The sequence below is a fragment of the Saccharothrix sp. S26 genome, from assembly GCF_021390395.1.
Taxonomy (GTDB): Bacteria; Actinomycetota; Actinomycetes; order Mycobacteriales; family Pseudonocardiaceae; genus Actinosynnema.
Genome location: NZ_JAJUWT010000005.1, coordinates 54,008 through 70,616, shown reverse-complemented (window position 1 = coordinate 70,616; position 16,609 = coordinate 54,008). Strand labels below are relative to the sequence as shown.

Sequence of the window (16,609 nt, the reverse complement as noted above, 5' to 3'; positions counted from 1 at the left end):
GTGGGGCCGAGCCGCCTGCGTCCACGGGAACGAGATGTCGTGCAGCATAGCCGCCGCTGGGCACGACGCGCAAGCCTGTCCGATGTGGACAGGCGGTGACCAGGGCCGTCAGGCGGGCGGCGGCGCGGTGCTGGCGCGCACCACCAGGCGGGTCGGCACCAGGGTGGTGCCCGGCTTGGTGCGCCGGTGGTGGACCTGGCGCAGCACGCGTTCGACGCAGCGGCGGCCGACCTCGGTGAAGTCCTGGTGGACCGTGGTCAGCGGCGGGATGAAGGAGGTGCCGTCGGGGATGTCGTCGAACCCGACCACGCTGATGTCGCGCGGCACGACCCGGCCCTTCTCGTGGAACGCCCGCAGCAGGCCCAGCGCCATCTGGTCGTTGGCCGCGAACACGGCCGTGCAGCCCGGCTCGTCGGCCAGCTCCAGCCCGGCCCGGTACCCGGAGTCGGCCGACCAGTCGCCGCGCCACATCCGGGGCACTTCCAAGCCCTCCTCGGCCAGCGCGTCCCGCCACGCCTCGGCCCGGCGTTCGGCGGCGTAGGAGTCCTCGGGGCCGGCGACGTGCCAGACGGTGCGGTGGCCGAGGTCGAGCAGGTGGCGCACGGCCTGGCGCGCGCCGTCGGCCTGATCGGTGTCCACGACGGTGTAGCGGTCGCCGCCGTTGGAGTCCACGACCACGGCCGGGATGCCCAGCGGGAGGGTCATCGTGGCGGCGTCGAGGAGGTGGACCTCCATGATCACGATGACCGCGTCCACGGCGAGCTCGCCCAGCCGGGTGAACGCGCCGAGCACGCCGTCCTGGGTCGGCACGGCCACCGGGATCAGCGTGATGGCGTAACCCTCGTGCGCGGCGTGGTCCACGATGGCCTCCAGGGTGCGGCTGTTGCCGACCGTGGAGAGCGTGAAGAGGATGACGCCGATGGTGCGGAACTCGCCGTACTTCAGGGCGCGCGCCGCGCTGTTGGGCCGGTAGCCCAGGCGGCGCATGGCGTCGAGCACCTGCTCGCGCGTGGAGCCCACCACGCTGGGGTGGCCGTTGGACACCCGGGACACGGTCTGGGCCGACACGCCGGCCAGGCGGGCCACGTCGGCCATGGACACCCGGCGGGCGGGTGCGCGCCGGGTGGCCGGCGGCCGGGGCGTCCCGGACGTGGACTCCGCTGTCACGTCTAGGGCTCCTTCCCCCGGCGGCCGTCTTGACGCGGTGCCACTATAGCCCGTGCGCGCCGATCGTTGTTTGCGCAAACATTCCGTCATGCCTCCGTGTGGCCCAGCAGCGGTCCGGGCACGAACCGGGCGGTGGGCTCGGTCAGCGCCGCCAGCTCCAGCACGACCAGCTCGTTGCCGCGGGCGCGCAGCACCGGGCCCGGCACGTACAGCGTGCGCTGCGGGCCGCGCGAGGAGTACCGGCCGAGGCCGAAGCCGTTGACCCACACCACGCCCCGACCCCAGCCACCGGTGTCGAGGTGGAGGTCGGCCGGCTGGTCGAGGTCGAACCGGGAGCGCAGGAACACCGGGCCGCCGACCGGTCCCGTGACCGGAGCGGTGAGGTCGTGGTCGGCCCACGCCGGCGGCGGGGTGTCCAGGGCCAGCGGCAGGACTTCCCACCCGGTCAGCGGGCGGCCGTCGAGGGTCGCCTCGCCGATCAGGCCCTTCGGCTCGCCGATGCGCGGACCGTAGTTCACCCGACCGTGGTCCTCGACCAAAACCGTCAACGCGCCGACGGCGCGGTGCAGCCCGAGCGCGCGCTGGTGGTGCTCGCGCAGCAGGGCGCCGACCGGCTGGTGGTCCAGGAACACCGTGGCGTGGTCGCGCACCTCGCCGAAGCACAGCACGGCCGGGCCGGGGGCGTCGACCCGCGTGGTCGCCAGCGCCAACCGCGGCGCGCCGTCCAGCTCGTCCAGCGTTGGCACGGTGTCGTGGCGCTGCCAGCCGTCCCACCGCCCCGCCACCTCCAGCAGGCCGACGGGGTCGGCCAACGCCGCGGTGAACGTCGGGGCCGGTCGCGCCGGGGGCGGCGGTTCGCCGGGCACGTCGTGGTAGCGGGCGATCACCTCGCGGAACGCGTGGTACTTCGCGGTCGGGTTGCCCGCCTCGTCCAGCGGCGCGTCGTAGTCGTAGGACGTGATGGTGGGCTGGTAGGTGCCCTTGTCGTTGGCGCCGCTGGTGAACCCGAAGTTCGTGCCGCCGTGGAACATGTAGAAGTTGACCGACGCGCCCGCGGCGAGCAGGGCGTCGAGCTCGGCCGCGCTGTCGGCGGCCGAGGTGGTGTGGTGGTGGCTGCCCCAGTGGTCGAACCAGCCGTTCCAGAACTCCGCGCACATCAACGGCCCGGTCGGCTGGTGGCGGCGCAGCGCGGCCAACCGCTCGGTGGCGCGCGACCCGAAGGACGCGGTCCGGTGCAGCCCTTCCAGGCTCCCCGCCTCGAGCATCGCGTCGGTCGGCTGGTCGATGGTCGTCAGCGGCACGGTGATGCCGGCGTCGCGGGTGTGCTCGGCCAACGCCTTGAGGTAGGTCTTGTCGTCGCCGAACGCGCCGTACTCGTTCTCGACCTGCACCAGGATGACCGGCCCGCCGTGCTGGACCTGCAACGGCGCGACGACCTCGTAGACGCGGTCGAGGTAGGCGCGCACCGCGGCCAGGTACTTGGGCTCGGTGCGCCGCACGCCGACCTCCGGGTCGCGGAACAGCCACGCGGGCAGGCCGCCGTTGTCCCACTCGGCGCAGATGTAGGGGCCGGGCCGGACGATGGCCTTCATCCCCGCGTCGGCGACCAGCCGCAGGAACCGGCCGAGGTCGAGCCCGCCGGTGAGGTCGAAGGTGCCCGGGTCGGGCGCGTGGGCGTTCCAGGCGACGTAGGTCTCGATCGTGTTCAGGCCCATGCGCCGGGCCTTGTCGATCCGGTCGGCCCACTGGTCGGGGTGCACGCGGAAGTAGTGCAGCGCGCCGGACAGGATGCGGAACGGCCTGCCGTCGAGCAGGAAGTCCCGCTCGCCGATGCTGAACTCGGGCACGGGGGTGGGTGGTCCTTCCGGGTGGGCACGGGTGCGTGCGGGTGTGGTGGCGGGACGGCCGGTCCGGGCCGCCCCGCCGTCGGGTCAGCCGGTCGTGACCGTGAAGCCCTGCTGGTTGCCGTAGTCGACCAGCGCCTTCTGCCAGTCGGCCAGCGCGGGGTCGAGCGCGGTGCCGCCCGCGTAGGCCTTGCCGACCGTGTCGCCGAAGATGCTGTTGGCGTAGAGCTGGTAGGGCAGGTAGCTCCAGCCCGGCACGACCTGGCCCGCGGCGGCGGTCAGGACCTGGTTGATCTGCTGGCCGCCGAAGTACTCCGACGCCTTGTCCTTGAAGGCGGGCGAAGCCAGGTCGGCCTTCGTGGCGGGGAAACCGCCGCTCTCGAGGAACGGCTTGACGCCGTTGCCGTTGTTGAGCCAGCGCACGAACGCGGCCGCGAGCGCGGGGTTGGCGCTCTGCTTGAGCACGGACTGGCCGCCGCCGCCGTTCTCCGCGGTGATCGGCGTTGCGCCGTCGTAGGTCGGCATCGGCGCGACGGCCCACTTGCCGGCGCCGTCCTTGACCGAGGACTCCAGCACGCCGGGCATCCACGCGCCGGTCACCAGGGTGGCGATGGTGCCGTCGCCCAACGCCTTGTACCAGGCGTCGGACCAGCCGGGGATCGACGAGACCAGCTTCTTCTCGACGAGCTGGTTCCAGGTCGAGGTCCACTTCTTGACGCCGTCGTCCTGGAGGTCGACCTTGACGTTCTTGCCGTCGGTGGTGAACGGCTTGGCGCCCGCCTGCCACATCATGCTGGTGGCGAAGCCCGCGTCACCGGTGTCGGAGGTGATGTACTTGGTCGGGTCCGCGGCGTGCAGCTTCTCCGCCGCGGCCACGTACTCGGCCCAGGTCTTGGGGACGGTGATGCCGTGCTGGTCGAACAGTTGCTTGTTGTAGAACAGGGCCATGGGGCCGGAGTCCTGGGGCAGGCCGTAGAGGCCGCCACCGACCTTGACCGAGTTCCAGGTGGAGGGGGTGTAGTCGTCCTCGAACGCCTGGAAGCCGTACTGGCCGAGGTCGACCAGTGAGCCGGTCAGGGCGAACTGGGGCAGGGCCTGGTACTCGATCTGGGCGACGTCGGGCGCGCCGGAGCCCGCTTTGATGGCGTTCTGGAGCTTGGTGTAGTGGTCGTTGCCGGTGCCGGCGTTGACGTAGTTGACCTTGACGTTCGGGTACTCCTGCTGGAACGCCTCGACCTGGGCCTTGGCGGAGGGGGTCCAGCTCCAGTAAGTGATCTCGCCGCCGGTCTTGAGGGCCGCGTCGACCGCGTCCTGGGTGCCGGTGGCGCCACCGGCGGGCGCGGTACCGCCACCACCGGTGGAACAGGCGGACAGCGCGGTGGCGAGGGCGGTGGCCAGGACGAGGGCCACCTGGCGGCGGCGCCTGGTGGGTGACATGGGCGGGATCCTTTCGCGGCGGTGAGAAAGAGAGAGGGTTATTGCTTGACGCTGCCCGCGGTCAGGCCCGACTGCCAGAAGCGTTGCAGCAGCAGGAACGCGATGACCAGCGGGACGATGGTGATGAGCGAGCCGGTGACCACGAGGTGGTAGATCGGCTGCGCGCCGACCCCGGAGGCCTGCGCGCTCCACTGGTTCAGCCCCACGGTGAGCGGGTACCAGTCGGGTTCGCTGAGCATGATCAACGGCAGGAAGTAGTTGTTCCACGTCGACACCACCGCGAACAACGCCACTGTCACCACACCCGGCAGCAGCAGCCGCAGCGTCACGGTGAGGAAGATGCGCACCTCGCCGGCGCCGTCGATGCGGGCGGCCTCCAGCAGCTCGTCGGGCACCGCCTCGGTGGCGTAGGTCCACACCAGGTACAGGCCGAACGGGCTGACCAGCGACGGGATGATGATCGCCCACGGGGTGTTGGTCAGGCCCAGGTTGCTGAACATCAGGAACGTCGGCACCGCCAACGCCGTGCCCGGGATCGCGATCGCACCCAACAACACCGCGAACACCGCGCGGCGGCCCCGGAAGCGGTACTTGGCCAGACCGTACCCGGCCGCGGTGGCCAGCACCGTCGCACCACCCGCGCCCAGCACGACGTAGAGCAGCGTGTTGCCCAGCCAGCGCAGGAAGATCCCGTCGTCGTGGGTGAACGTCTGGCCGATGTTGTCGAACAACGCGAACGTCCCACCGGGCGCCAACCCCGACGTCGACAACAGGTCCTGCTGGGTCTTGGTCGCGCTGATCAACAACCACGCCAACGGCAACAACGTGTACACCAGGTACAGCGCCATGACGGCGGTGAGAACCGGGGACCTGCGCGGCTTGAGCACGGAGTTCGTGGTGGTCATGGGGTTCACGCGCCCTTCCGCGAGCCGCGCAACTGCACCACGTAGGCGATCACCGCGGTGATCACACCCATCACGATCGCCACCGTGGCCGAGTAGTCGTACTGCTGACCGCCGAACGACAGGTTGTAGGCGTACATGTTCGGCGTGTAGAAGGTGCTGATCGCGTTCGGCGCCAACGACCGCAGGATGTTGGGCTCGTTGAACAACTGGAAGCTGCCGATGATCGAGAAGATCGTCGCGATCATCAACGCCCCCCGGATCGCCGGCAGCTTCACGCTCACGACCGTCCGCAACGCCCCCGCCCCGTCGATCGCCGCCGCCTCGTACAAGTCGTGCGGCACGACTTTGAGCGCCGAGTACAGGATCAACATGTTGTAACCCACGAACTCCCACGTCACGATGTTGCCGATCGAGGCGAGGATCCAGTCCCCGGACAACGGCTCGACCACCTTGCGGCCCAGCCACTCGTTGAGGTCGGCCGCCAACCCGAAGTGGTCGCCGTAGATGAACCCCCACATCAACGCCGCCACCACCCCCGGCACCGCGTAGGGCAGGAAGATCACGATCCGGAACAACCCCGCCGCGTGCAACCGCGCGCTGTCGATCGCCAACGCCGCCACCAACGCCAACCCCAGCATCACCGGCACCTGCACCACCAGGAACACCAGCACCCGCAGGAACGACTCCCAGAACTTCCCGTCCCCCAACACCGCCGCGTAGTTGTCCAGCCCCACGAACTCCGTACCACCGAAGAACACCTGCTCCCGGAACAGGCTCAGCCACACCGCGTACGCGATCGGCGCCAGGAACACCAGGGCGAACACCACCAGGAACGGCGCGACGAACAACCACCCCCGACCCTCCACCCGCGAACCGCGCCCACGACGGACCGACCGAACCGACCGAGGCTGCACCGGCGGCGAGATGGACGTCATCGTCACTCCTGTCGAACCACACGACATGTTTGCGCAAACATCGGCCGCAGTCGCTAGCCCTCGGTCCTGGGCCTGTCCAGGGCCTCGCGTCGACCGCGAGGTCCGACCAGCTTCCGGCATCCGATCACTGCGATGGCCCTGTCGCCCAGGTCACGTGCCGCAGCGGTCGCCGGTCATGTTTGCGCAAACATGCGAGGTCCGCAAGGCACGGCTGATAACGACTTCAGCAGAGGTCCTGGCCGGGCGGGGCGCGGTGAAGGCGAGCAGCAGGCCCTGTGGCTCAGTTGACCTCAGTTGACGCGCGAAGGGGTCGGGTGGGCGGGTGCGGGCTCGGCCGGGAGTTGCCGGACGGAGCGCACGGCGAGCGTCAGGGGTGCGCTGAGCACGGCGATCACGGCGCCGGCGAGGAGCACGGCGTCCGTGCCGATGAGGTCGGCCGCCGGTCCGGCCAGGGCCATGCCCAGCGGCGCGGCGGCCAGGCCGACGACGGTGGAGAGGCCGGTGGCCCTGGCGACCAGGTCGGCGGGCACGTGGATCTGCCGCGCGGTCTGGGTGAGCACGGCGTAGAGGCCGGCCTGCGCTCCGGCGGGAACGGCCGCCGCGACGAGAACCGGGACCGGCGCGCCGGCGGCGAGCAGGGCCGGCAGCGGGGCCAGGGCGACCGGGATGGTCACGGCCACCAGCAGCGGGCGCCGGGGTCGCCGGCGCAGGGCCAGGACGCTGCCCAGCAACGCGCCGACGGCGTAGCCGTTGGCGATGAAACCCCAGGCCAGAGCGCCACCCAGCTGCTGGTCGGCGACGACAGGGGCGAGGACGAGGAACGGGGAGATGCAGGCGCCGTTGATGACGGCGACCTGGATCGTGATGGCCTGCAACCAGGGGCGGCCGCGGAAGTCGCGCCACCCCTGCCGTGCGGCGTCGAGCAGCGGGGGCCGTGGCGGCACCGGCCTGTCCGGGACGTTCAGCGCGACGAGCGCGGCGGCGCTGACCGCGAACGTGGCCGCGTCCACGGCGAACGACACGCCCGCTCCGACCGTCTCCACCAGCACCGCGCAGACCACCGGGGCGACGAGCGTCGCGGCGTTCTGGGCGGCGTTGACCAGCGCGTTGGCCTGACTTCGCTGCTCCTGGGGCACCACGTCGACGACCAGGCCCGCCGCGGCGGGGGCGAAGAAGGCGTTCGCCGCGCCCGCCACCGCCTGCAACGCGGCCAGGTGCCACAGCGTCCCGGCGCCGGTGATCAGCAGCGCGGCCGTCAGGCCCTGGGAGGCGCAGCGGACGACGTCGGCGGCGAGCATGACGGCCCGGCGCGACACCACGTCGCCCACCACCCCGCCGACGAGCGTGAACACCACCACCGGCAGCCGGCCGACGAGCAGCACCAGTCCGACCTCGGTCAGCGACGCGCCGAGCCGCAACGAGCCGAACACCAGCGCCATGCCGATCAGGCCGTCACCGAAGTGGGAGGCGGTCCGGGCGATGAAGTACCAGCGGAACGTCGGGTCGCGCAGCAGAGGGGGAACAAGCCGGGGCATGGCACGGTACGTTGCTGGCACCCCCCGACAACCCGCGGAGCCGAGAGCCGGCCACCACGACCCGCCCGCGATCCGCCAAGCGCGTTCGGACGCTCCACCCCGTCGGACGCGCGGTCGACGGGCCGTCAGGAGAGGAGGAAGTCCGCCACGCGGATCGGGGACGGGGTGGTGCCCGTCGAGAGCTGCTGGTACTGGACGGAGAGGATGCCGTCCAGGGCGACCCGGGACGTGTCGACGTTGACCTCGCCGAACGCGTGCAGCGACGTCGGCGTGAACGCGGTCGTCCAGTCGGTCCACCCGCTCGCCCGGCTCGCCGCCACGATCAGCCCGCGCGGCATCACCAGGTAGGCGTTGTCGGCGCGGTCGAGGACCAGGCGGGTGCGTTGGGTGCTGTTCGGCGGGACGGGGATCTCGCGCTTGGTCCACGTGCCGTCCACCCGGGTCAGGTGGAACGTGCGGGCGTGTCGTGCCCGCTGCGCGGCGTAGTCCGAGACGCGGGGGACGAGGCGCTCCGGCACGTAGCTGATCACCACGTGGGGTGTGCCGGTCGAGTCGACGGCCTGGCTCTCCTGGTTCATGAGCGCGTGGTCGGGGCCCAGGTGGTCGACGATGACGCCGGGGGAGGAGATGCCCACCGGCGTGCCGCCCGTGGTGGCGACGACGTCACCCGCACTCGTGCGCCAGGTCCGGCCGCGATCGTCGCTGTGGACGTAACCCGTGTCGTGGTTGGCCAGGCCGCCGGGCGCGGACAGCACGCCGGTGTCGCCCTCGCGCCAGGTGAACGCGGCGTGCAGCCGCCCGTCCCGGTCGTAGTCGAGGCCGTGCAGGTACATGTTGCGGGTCCGGGACACGACGCCGTTCGGCCCGGTGTAGTCGCCGTCGGCGGAGCTCCACGCGCCCAGCCGCGTCCACACCCCGTCGCGGTACTCGGCCAGCTCGTTGACGCCGTTGCCGGAGCACCCCGTGCGGTAGCTCAGCTGGAGGTCGCCCTCGGGCGTCACGACGAACTGCGGGTAGGTCACGTCACCCAGCTCCACGCCGTCCAACGACCGCTGCACCGGGCCGAACGCGGAGGAGTCCCAGCCCCTCGGCGACGTGGTGAGCCCGGCGACCGACTTCACGTAGAACACGGGGTTGTCGTGCGTGTCCATCGCGACGTGCAGCGTGCCGTCGTGCGGGCAGACGCCGAGCGAGATCACGTTGTGCGAGTCGTCCACGCTCAACCGGTGCGGCAGCACGACGTGCTCCCACTCGCCGCCGAGCCGCCTGCGCGCCACGACCGCGTGACGGCTGCCGGTGTACCACGTGGCGTACTGGTACCCGGCGTGGGTGAGGATCGCCTCCCGCTGGAACGAGTTGTTGTTCACCACGCCGTCGTAGGACACGAAGTACAGCGCGGCGGCGTCCAGCAGGGTGTCGGACACCAAGGTCGCGGTGGGTGCGGTCGTTCGCCCGGTGTCCGACACCATGATCCGTCCTGTCGTCGCTCCGCGCCGGTCAAATCCTGCTCCCGTCCACCCGGGGAGGGGAGCGGGCCAGCCGGTTGAGCATGTGTGATCGATTTAGTCGAGTCAAGCATTATTTTTTCGTTTACGATCGTTTCGTCGGGAGTCTGAACCCTGAGGAGTCGAAGTGGTCGCGGTGCTGTGCGTGGGCGAGACGATGGCCGTGTTCACGCCGGCGGAGGCCGGGCCCGCCGAGGAGGTCCGGACCTGGGTGCGCGGCATCGGCGGCGCGGAGTCCAACGTGGCCTGCGCCCTGGCGGCGCTCGGCGTCGGGGTCGGCTGGGTGAGCGCGGTCGGCGACGACCCGTTCGGCCGGGCGGTCGTCTCGTCCGTGGCGGCGGCCGGCGTGGACGTCTCGCGCGTGCGGGTCGACCCCACCCGCCCCACCGGCCTGTACGTCAAGGAGACGGGCAAGGCGGGCAGCGCCATGCGCTACTACCGCGCCGGTTCCGCCGCGTCCGCGCTCGGGCCCGAGGTGGTCGACCTCCTCGACCTGGACGGGGTCCGCGCCGTGCACCTCACCGGCATCACGGCCGCGCTGTCGCCGTCCTGCCTGGCGCTCGTGCACGCGCTGCTGGACCACCCCGGCGTCACGACGTCGTTCGACGTGAACTGGCGGCCCGCCCTGTGGGGGCCCGCGGGCCCGGACGTGCTGCGCGGCCTGGCCGCCAAGGCCGACATCGTCCTGGTCGGCGACGACGAGGCCGAGGCGCTGTGGGGTGTCGCCGAGCCGGCCGCCGTCCGCGAGGTGCTGCCCGAGCCCGGCACGCTGGTCGTCAAGCAGGGCGCGGCCGGCGCGACCGTGCTGGAGGCGGGCGCGGCACCGGTGTTCGAGCCCGCCCTCGCCGTGGACGTGGTCGAACCCGTCGGCGCGGGCGACGCCTTCGCCGCCGGGTACCTCGCGGCCCACCTGGCGGGCGAACCGGCCGCCCGCCGCCTGCGGTCGGGCCACTTGGCCGCGGCGGGGGCGCTGTGCACCCTGTCCGACGTCGCCGTGCCGCTGCCGCCGGCCGACGTGGCCCGGCTGCTCGCCGCCGACGCGACCACCTGGGCCGCCGCCCGGGTCAGCGCGGCGGGTGTGCGGTGATCAGCCCGGCACGGGCGCTGGTCGACGCGCGTTCGCGCAGCTCGGAGCTGAGCACGACCCGGCGGACCGGCCGGTCGGGGCCCTGCGCCAGCCTGGCCAGCACGAGGTCCACGGCCGTGCTGCCGACGGCGTACTTCGGGGGGCGCATGGCGGTGAGCGGCGGGTGGGCGAACCTCGCCACCTCGTCGTCGTAGGCCACGACCGAGAGGTCGGCGGGCACCCGGACGCCCCGCTCCTCCGCGCGCTGCACCAGCGACACCGCCTCCCGGTCGGAGTGCACGACCAGCGCGGTGGCGCGGTGCTCGGCGCACAGGTCCAGCACCCGGTCGACGTCGACGGCCCAGCCCGGCTCGTAGTAGGCCGCGACCAGCGCCTCCGGCGCGGGCAGCAGGCCGAGGTCCGCCATGGCGTGGTGCCAGCCGTCGCGGATCTGGGCGGACGTGGGGCTGCTCGCGCTGATGGCCAGCCCGATGCACCGGTGACCCTGGGCGTGCAGGTGGCGGACGGCCAGCTCCGCGCCCGCCGCGTGGTCGGTGCGCACCGACTCGACGTGCTGCCGGTAGGGGCCGGTGACCGCGGACCGCTCGACCAGCACGACCGGGACGGGCAGGGCCGTCAGCCAGGCGACCAGCTCCTCGGCCCCCGCGCCGCGGGTGGGCGGCGCGACCAGCAGCGCGTCGACCGCGCCGGTGCCGATCATCCACTCCACCTGGTGCCGCACGTCGTCCACCTGGTACGACGCGCCGCGCAGCACCAGTCGGGCCCGCCGGTCGTGCGCGGTGTCCTGCGCGCCGCGGATGACCTCGGGCCAGTAGTAGTCCAGTGACGGCACCACCATCCCGATCGCGGGCGAGGGCTGCGCGCCGGACGGTTCGACGGGCTCGGCGGCGACGAGCCGGACCCCGCCGTGCACCCGTTCCACCAGGCCTTCGGCGGCCAGGTCGTTCACGTCCCGCCGCACGGTGACCGGGGTGACGCCCATGGCGCGGGCGATGTGCGAGATGCGCACGACGCCCCGGCCGTCCAGGTGCTCCAGCAGCCACTGCCGTCGGGCGGCGGGCAGCATCGAGCCCTTCGCCTCCCCACCCGGTTTGTCCGCCATGACCGCCTGCTCATCTCGTCGACCTGATCGAAACTGATCGTAACAAGCAAACTGTACAGTCTTGTACTTGCTTTGTGTCTGAGATTGACTGTTTCTGACTGAGTGAAACGACCTGACGGAAGGAAGGCGACGCACGTGGAGCAGCGCTACGCGACCGCGCCGCAGCAGGTGCCGTCCATGACCACGGACGACCTGCGGCGGCACTACCTGGTCGAAGACCTGTTCGCCGACGACGAGGTGCGCGCGGTGCACAGCCACCACGACCGGGTCGTGCTGGTGGGCGCGCTGCCGCGCACGGGTCCGCTGCGGCTGCCGGCGTTCCCCGAGCTGAAGTCGGAGCGCTTCTTCGACCGCCGCGAGGCCGGGATCGTCAACGTCGGCGGTCCGGGCACGGTGACGGTGGACGGCGTGGAGCACCGGCTGGAGCCGACCGCGTGCCTGTACGTCGGGCGGGGTGCCGAGGAGGTGTCGTTCGCGTCCGACGACGAGGCCGCGCCCGCCGCGTTCTACCTGTTCTCCGCGCCCGCGCACACGACCCACCCGACGGTGCTGGTCGAGCCGGGCGGCGGCACGGTCCGCGAGCTGGGCGACCCGCTCACGTCGAACCGCCGCACGTTGACGCAGTACATCCACGAGAACGGCGTCCGCAGCTGCCAGGTCGTGATGGGCGTGACCACGCTGCACCCCGGCAGCATGTGGAACACCATGCCCGCGCACACCCACGAGCGGCGCATGGAGGTCTACCTCTACTTCGGCCTGCCCGAGGACGCCCGCGTGGTGCACCTGCTGGGTGAGCCGACCGAGACCCGGCACCTGGTCGTGGCCGACCGGCAGGCGGTGATCTCCCCGCCGTGGTCGGTGCACAGCGGCGTGGGCACGGCCGCGTACAGCTTCGTGTGGGCGATGGCGGGGGAGAACCAGGCGTTCGACGACATGGACCCGCACCCCGCGGCGGCGCTGCGATGACGCCCGAGGTGGCCGGCCTGCTCGACCTGACCGGCAGGACCGCCGCCGTCACGGGGGCCAGCCGGGGCATCGGGTTGGCCGTGGCACGGCTGCTGGCGGCGGCGGGCGCGGACGTGATCGGCGTCAGCTCGGCCATGCCCGAGTGCGACAGCCCGGCGCGGGCCGCGGTCGAGGCCGAGGGACGCGTGTTCACCCCGGTCCGGACCGACCTGTCCGACCACGGGCAGGTGGCCGAGCTGGGCGCGCTGCTGGCCGCGCGGGAGGTGGACGTGCTGGTCAACAACGGCGGCACGATCCGCCGCGCGCCCGCCGCCGAGCACGCCGACGCGGACTTCGACCACGTGCTCGACGTCAACCTGCGCGCCACGTGGACGCTGTCGCGTGACGTCGGCCGCGCGATGCTGGCCCGCGGGTCGGGCCGGATCGTCAACATCGCGTCGATGCTGAGCTTCCAGGGCGGCATCACCGTGCCCGGCTACACCGCGTCCAAGTCGGCCGTGGCGGGGCTGACCAAGGCGCTGGCCAACGAGTGGGCCCACCGGGGCGTCAACGTCAACGCCGTCGCGCCCGGCTACGTCAGCACCGACAACACCGACGCCCTGCGCGCCGACCCCGACCGCAACCGCTCGATCCTGGAGCGCATCCCGGCCGGGCGCTGGGCCGAGCCGGAGGACGTCGCCGGCGCGGTGCTGTTCCTGTGCTCCCGCGCGGCGGACTACGTCCACGGCGTCGTGCTGCCCGTGGACGGCGGCTGGCTGGCCCGGTGACGGTCAGCCGGGCGGCGGGACCGACGAGCCGCGCACCCGCAGCGAGGGCGTGATCACCACCCGGTGCGCCGGGCGGTCCGGGTCGTGCAGGCGGGCGGCCAGCAGCGACACCGCCGCCCGCCCGATCGAGCGCCGCGCCGGGCGCACGGCGGTGAGCGGCGGGGTGAACAACGCCGCCACCTCGTCGTCGTAGGCCACCACCGACAACTCGGACGGCACCTGCACGCCGCGCTGCTCGGCGCGCTGCACCAGGGCCATCGCCTCGCTGTCGGCGTGCACGAGCACCGCCGTGGTGCCGGTGGAGGCCACCCCGTCGAGCACCTCGTCCAGCGCGGTGTCCCACCCCGGCGTGCCGGGCGCGGGGACGGCGGTGTCCACGGTGGACCGCGGGTCGAGCCCGGTCTCGGCGCAGGCGTCCAGCCAACCGCGGTGCACGTGCGGTGACGTCGGGCTGTTCGCACTGGTCACCACGCCGACCTTGCGGTGGCCCAACGACACGAGGTGGTGCACGGCCATGGCCGCGCCCAGCGCGTGGTCGGACACCACGGACTCCACCACGGCCTGGCGCGGGCCGACTGTGGCGACCCGTTCGACGAGCACGACCGGCGTGTCGATGGTGCTCAGCCACTCGATCGTGGCCGCCGCGGACGGCGCGGTCAGGCTCGGCGCGGCGATGAGCCCGCACACGTCCTCGTTGTCGAGCAGCCGCTCCAGCTGGGGCCGGTCGTCCGCGCTGCCGTAGGACGACCCGCGCAGGAGGATGCGCAGGCCGTGGGCGGAGGCTTCCTCTTCCGCGCCGCGGACCACTTCCGGCCAGTAGTAGTCGAGCGAGGGGACCAACATGCCCGCAGCACCCGGGTACGAGGGCTCCGGGGTGACCTCCAAGGGCTGCACGCCGGGCGGCAGGAGTTCGGCGGTGGGGAGCGTCGCGCCGCCGTGCACCCGGCGCAGCAGGCCCTCCCCGTCGAGGTGGGCGATGTCGCGGCGCAGCGTCACGGCGGTGACGCCCATCTTCTCGCTGAGGTCGGAGATGCGGACCATGCCGTCGCGGTGCAGCGCCTCCAGGATGGACGCGCGCCTCTTGGCCGCCAGCGTGCGGGACTCGGGGTTCACCACGCGACCGCCTTCGGCCGCGCCGTCCCCGTGCGCGCTCTCGTCACCGCGCGTCCTCCTGTCGTTGATCGTGACCCAATTATGTGGGCGGGCCGCCGTGACGCCGGACGCCGACAGGCCGGGCCGTTCCGGGCGGCTGAGTGTTCGTGTGAGTCTTGACACGATCGCTCCTGCACGTATTTACTACTTGACAGCCAAAGCGATCAAAAACGAAAGCAACTGTGCATCTTTTGATCGAACGCCTTCGACGCTGAAGGACAGTCACATGCCGCCGGAACCCCTCTTGAGGGCAGACGCATCCCCGACCGCGCCGGGCGGGTGGACCCGCGAGGACTGGGCGGGCGCCGCCGACGCGATGCTGCGCGCCGTGCGCCCGTTCTCGTCGCCCGGGCACGCGCGGATCACTCTGCCCGGACCGGCGGGCGGCTACGGGACCGACGTGGACGGCCTGGAGGGCTTCGCCCGCACGTTCCTGCTCGCCGGGTTCCGGCTCGCGGGTGAGCACGGGGCCGACCCGGACGGCCTGGCCGAGTTCTACGCCGAGGGCATCGCGGCCGGCACCGACCCCCGCTCCCCGGAGCGCTGGGTGCGGCTGGACGAGCACCCGCAGGCCAAGGTCGAAGCCGCCTCGCTGGCGCTGGCCCTGGACCTGACCCGCCCGTGGCTGTGGGACCGGCTCGACGCCGGCGTGCGAGAGCGGGTCGTGGACTACCTGGCGCCCGCCGTGGGCGACCCGACCTACCCGCGGATCAACTGGGTGTGGTTCCGGCTGGTCGTGCAGGCGTTCCTGCGCTCGGTCGGCGGGCCCTGGTCGGCCGACGACGTCGCCGAGGACCTCGCCACCCACGACGGCTTCCTGCGTGAGGACGGCTGGATGGCCGACGGCCACGAGCGCGCGTTCGACCACTACGTCGGCTGGGCGCTGCACGTCTACCCGCTGCTGTGGGCGCGGATGCCGGGCTCGGCCGGGTTCGCCGAGGCCCGCCGGGAACGCGACACCGCGCTGCTGGACCGCTTCCTGCTCGACGCCGTCCACCTCGTCGGCGCGGACGGCTCGCCGCTGGTGCAGGGCCGCAGCCTGACCTACCGGTTCGCCGCCGCCGCGCCGTTCTGGGCGGGCGTCCTCGCCGAGGTGCCGTCCACCCCGCCCGGTGTGCTGCGCCGGGCCGCGACCGGCGTCGTGCGCCACTTCCTCGACCGCGGCGCGCTCGACGAGCACGGCCTGCTGCCGCTGGGCTGGCACGGCCGGTGGCCGCGCATCGCGCAGGCGTACTCGGGCCCCGGCTCGCCGTACTGGGCGGTCAAGGGCATGCTCGGCCTGGCCCTGCCCGCCGACCACCCGGTGTGGGCCGCCGGGGAACTGCCGCTGCCGGTGGAGCGGGCCGACTACGTGCGGGCCGTCACAGCTCCGGGCTGGCTGGTCAGCGGCACGGCCGCGGACGGCGTCGTCCGGGTCGTCAACCACGGCACGGACCACGCGGCACCGGGCGACACCAGGGGCGACTCCCCGCTCTACGCCCGCCTCGGCTACTCCACCGCGACCAGCCCCTTGCTGGACCGCGAAAGCTGGGCCGATCCGCACGACCAGGCCGTCGTGCTGCTCGACGTTGACGGCCGGGCGTCACACCGGTCCGGCATGGCCGTCGGGTCGGTCCGGGTGGTCGACGCCGACGGCGTCGCCGTGGCCGTCGGGTCCTCGTCCGGCGTCGTGCGCTGGCTGGAACCCGACGAGGCCCAGCAGGGGCACGGCTCCGGCTGGACCGGCCGCCACCACGACGCCGGCACGGTCACCGTGCACTCGCTCGTCCGCGGACCGTGGGAGGTCCGCCTGGTCCGGGTGGACGCCGTCGCCGAGGACCGCCCGCCCGCGGCCCTGCGGCTGTCCGGCTGGCCCGTCGCGGGAGCCGACGCCCAGCCCACCGAGACCCCTGGTGCCGTCGTCGCCGACGGCACGCGGTCCAGGCTCGTCGTCCTCCTGGGACCGACCACCGGCTCGGGCTTGTCCACGCACGACGACGCGAGCCCGCTGGGCCCTCTCGCCGCGGTCCCGTGGGCGCGGTGCCCCGTCGTGCCCGGCGAGTGGTGCGCCGCTCTGCTGGAACTGACGCGCACCGACGGGTCGTGGTCCGCCGAACCGGAGGTCCGGCTCACCTCCGGCGGATCGACGACCTGGGTCGCCACCCGGTGGCCCGACGGCGCGCGGACCCGCGTCGCGCTGCCCTGACCGGCGGCACCCGCCACATCCC

The 16,609-nt window shown here is 72.8% G+C and carries 13 protein-coding genes; 4 read left to right on the top strand and 9 right to left on the bottom strand.

All coding sequences use genetic code 11. The annotated features are described in order from the left end of the window. Positions 1–108: 108 nt before the first annotated feature. The 7 genes from LZG04_RS09310 to LZG04_RS09280 form a co-directional block, all read right to left on the bottom strand. Entirely contained in the window at positions 109–1,167 is a 1,059-nt protein-coding gene (locus LZG04_RS09310; RefSeq protein ID WP_308199017.1) for a LacI family DNA-binding transcriptional regulator, read from the bottom strand. A gap of 86 nt (positions 1,168–1,253) precedes the next feature. Continuing rightward, entirely contained in the window at positions 1,254–3,014 is a 1,761-nt protein-coding gene (locus tag LZG04_RS09305) for a glycoside hydrolase family 35 protein (protein ID WP_233815325.1), read from the bottom strand. Between the two features lie 84 nt (positions 3,015–3,098). Next, positions 3,099–4,448 carry a sugar ABC transporter substrate-binding protein gene (locus LZG04_RS09300; RefSeq protein ID WP_233815323.1) on the bottom strand — a complete coding sequence of 450 codons (1,350 nt, stop codon included), beginning with the start codon at positions 4,446–4,448 and terminating at the stop codon, positions 3,099–3,101. A 38-nt stretch (positions 4,449–4,486) separates the two neighbouring features. Next, positions 4,487–5,353 (bottom strand): carbohydrate ABC transporter permease, encoded by an 867-nt coding sequence (locus tag LZG04_RS09295; protein WP_233815320.1) that lies wholly within the window; start codon positions 5,351–5,353, stop codon positions 4,487–4,489. Between the two features lie 5 nt (positions 5,354–5,358). Beyond that, positions 5,359–6,288 (bottom strand): carbohydrate ABC transporter permease, encoded by a 930-nt coding sequence (locus LZG04_RS09290; RefSeq protein ID WP_267935783.1) that lies wholly within the window; start codon positions 6,286–6,288, stop codon positions 5,359–5,361. Positions 6,289–6,578: 290 nt separating this feature from the next. Beyond that, complete coding sequence (locus LZG04_RS09285; protein WP_233815315.1) at positions 6,579–7,823, bottom strand: MFS transporter; 1,245 nt, start codon at positions 7,821–7,823, stop codon at positions 6,579–6,581. A gap of 125 nt (positions 7,824–7,948) precedes the next feature. After that, positions 7,949–9,247, bottom strand: coding sequence for a BNR repeat-containing protein (locus tag LZG04_RS09280; protein ID WP_233815313.1), 1,299 nt, complete (start codon positions 9,245–9,247; stop codon positions 7,949–7,951). A 217-nt stretch (positions 9,248–9,464) separates the two neighbouring features. Between LZG04_RS09280 and LZG04_RS09275 the strand changes: the two genes are divergently transcribed. After that, positions 9,465–10,415 carry a sugar kinase gene (locus tag LZG04_RS09275; RefSeq protein WP_308199035.1) on the top strand — a complete coding sequence of 317 codons (951 nt, stop codon included), beginning with the start codon at positions 9,465–9,467 and terminating at the stop codon, positions 10,413–10,415. Here the strand turns inward: LZG04_RS09275 and LZG04_RS09270 are convergent. Further along, positions 10,393–11,517, bottom strand: coding sequence for a LacI family DNA-binding transcriptional regulator (locus LZG04_RS09270; protein ID WP_233815310.1), 1,125 nt, complete (start codon positions 11,515–11,517; stop codon positions 10,393–10,395). The genes LZG04_RS09275 and LZG04_RS09270 overlap by 23 nt on opposite strands. A gap of 135 nt (positions 11,518–11,652) precedes the next feature. Here LZG04_RS09270 and kduI point away from each other — a divergent pair, with 135 nt between their 5' ends. Next, a complete protein-coding gene (gene kduI, locus LZG04_RS09265) occupies positions 11,653–12,483 on the top strand; it encodes a 5-dehydro-4-deoxy-D-glucuronate isomerase (protein ID WP_233815308.1) in 831 nt (276 codons plus the stop codon). After that, positions 12,480–13,250, top strand: coding sequence for an SDR family oxidoreductase (locus LZG04_RS09260; protein WP_233815306.1), 771 nt, complete (start codon positions 12,480–12,482; stop codon positions 13,248–13,250). Before kduI ends, LZG04_RS09260 begins: the two co-directional genes overlap by 4 nt. Positions 13,251–13,253: 3 nt before the next feature. Here the strand turns inward: LZG04_RS09260 and LZG04_RS09255 are convergent, their stop codons facing one another. Beyond that, positions 13,254–14,366, bottom strand: a complete 1,113-nt coding sequence (locus LZG04_RS09255) for a substrate-binding domain-containing protein (RefSeq protein ID WP_233815303.1) — start codon at positions 14,364–14,366, stop codon at positions 13,254–13,256. A 280-nt stretch (positions 14,367–14,646) separates the two neighbouring features. Between LZG04_RS09255 and LZG04_RS09250 the strand changes: the two genes are divergently transcribed. Continuing rightward, entirely contained in the window at positions 14,647–16,587 is a 1,941-nt protein-coding gene (locus LZG04_RS09250) for a DUF2264 domain-containing protein (RefSeq protein ID WP_233815300.1), read from the top strand. The last annotated feature ends 22 nt before the right edge of the window (positions 16,588–16,609 follow it).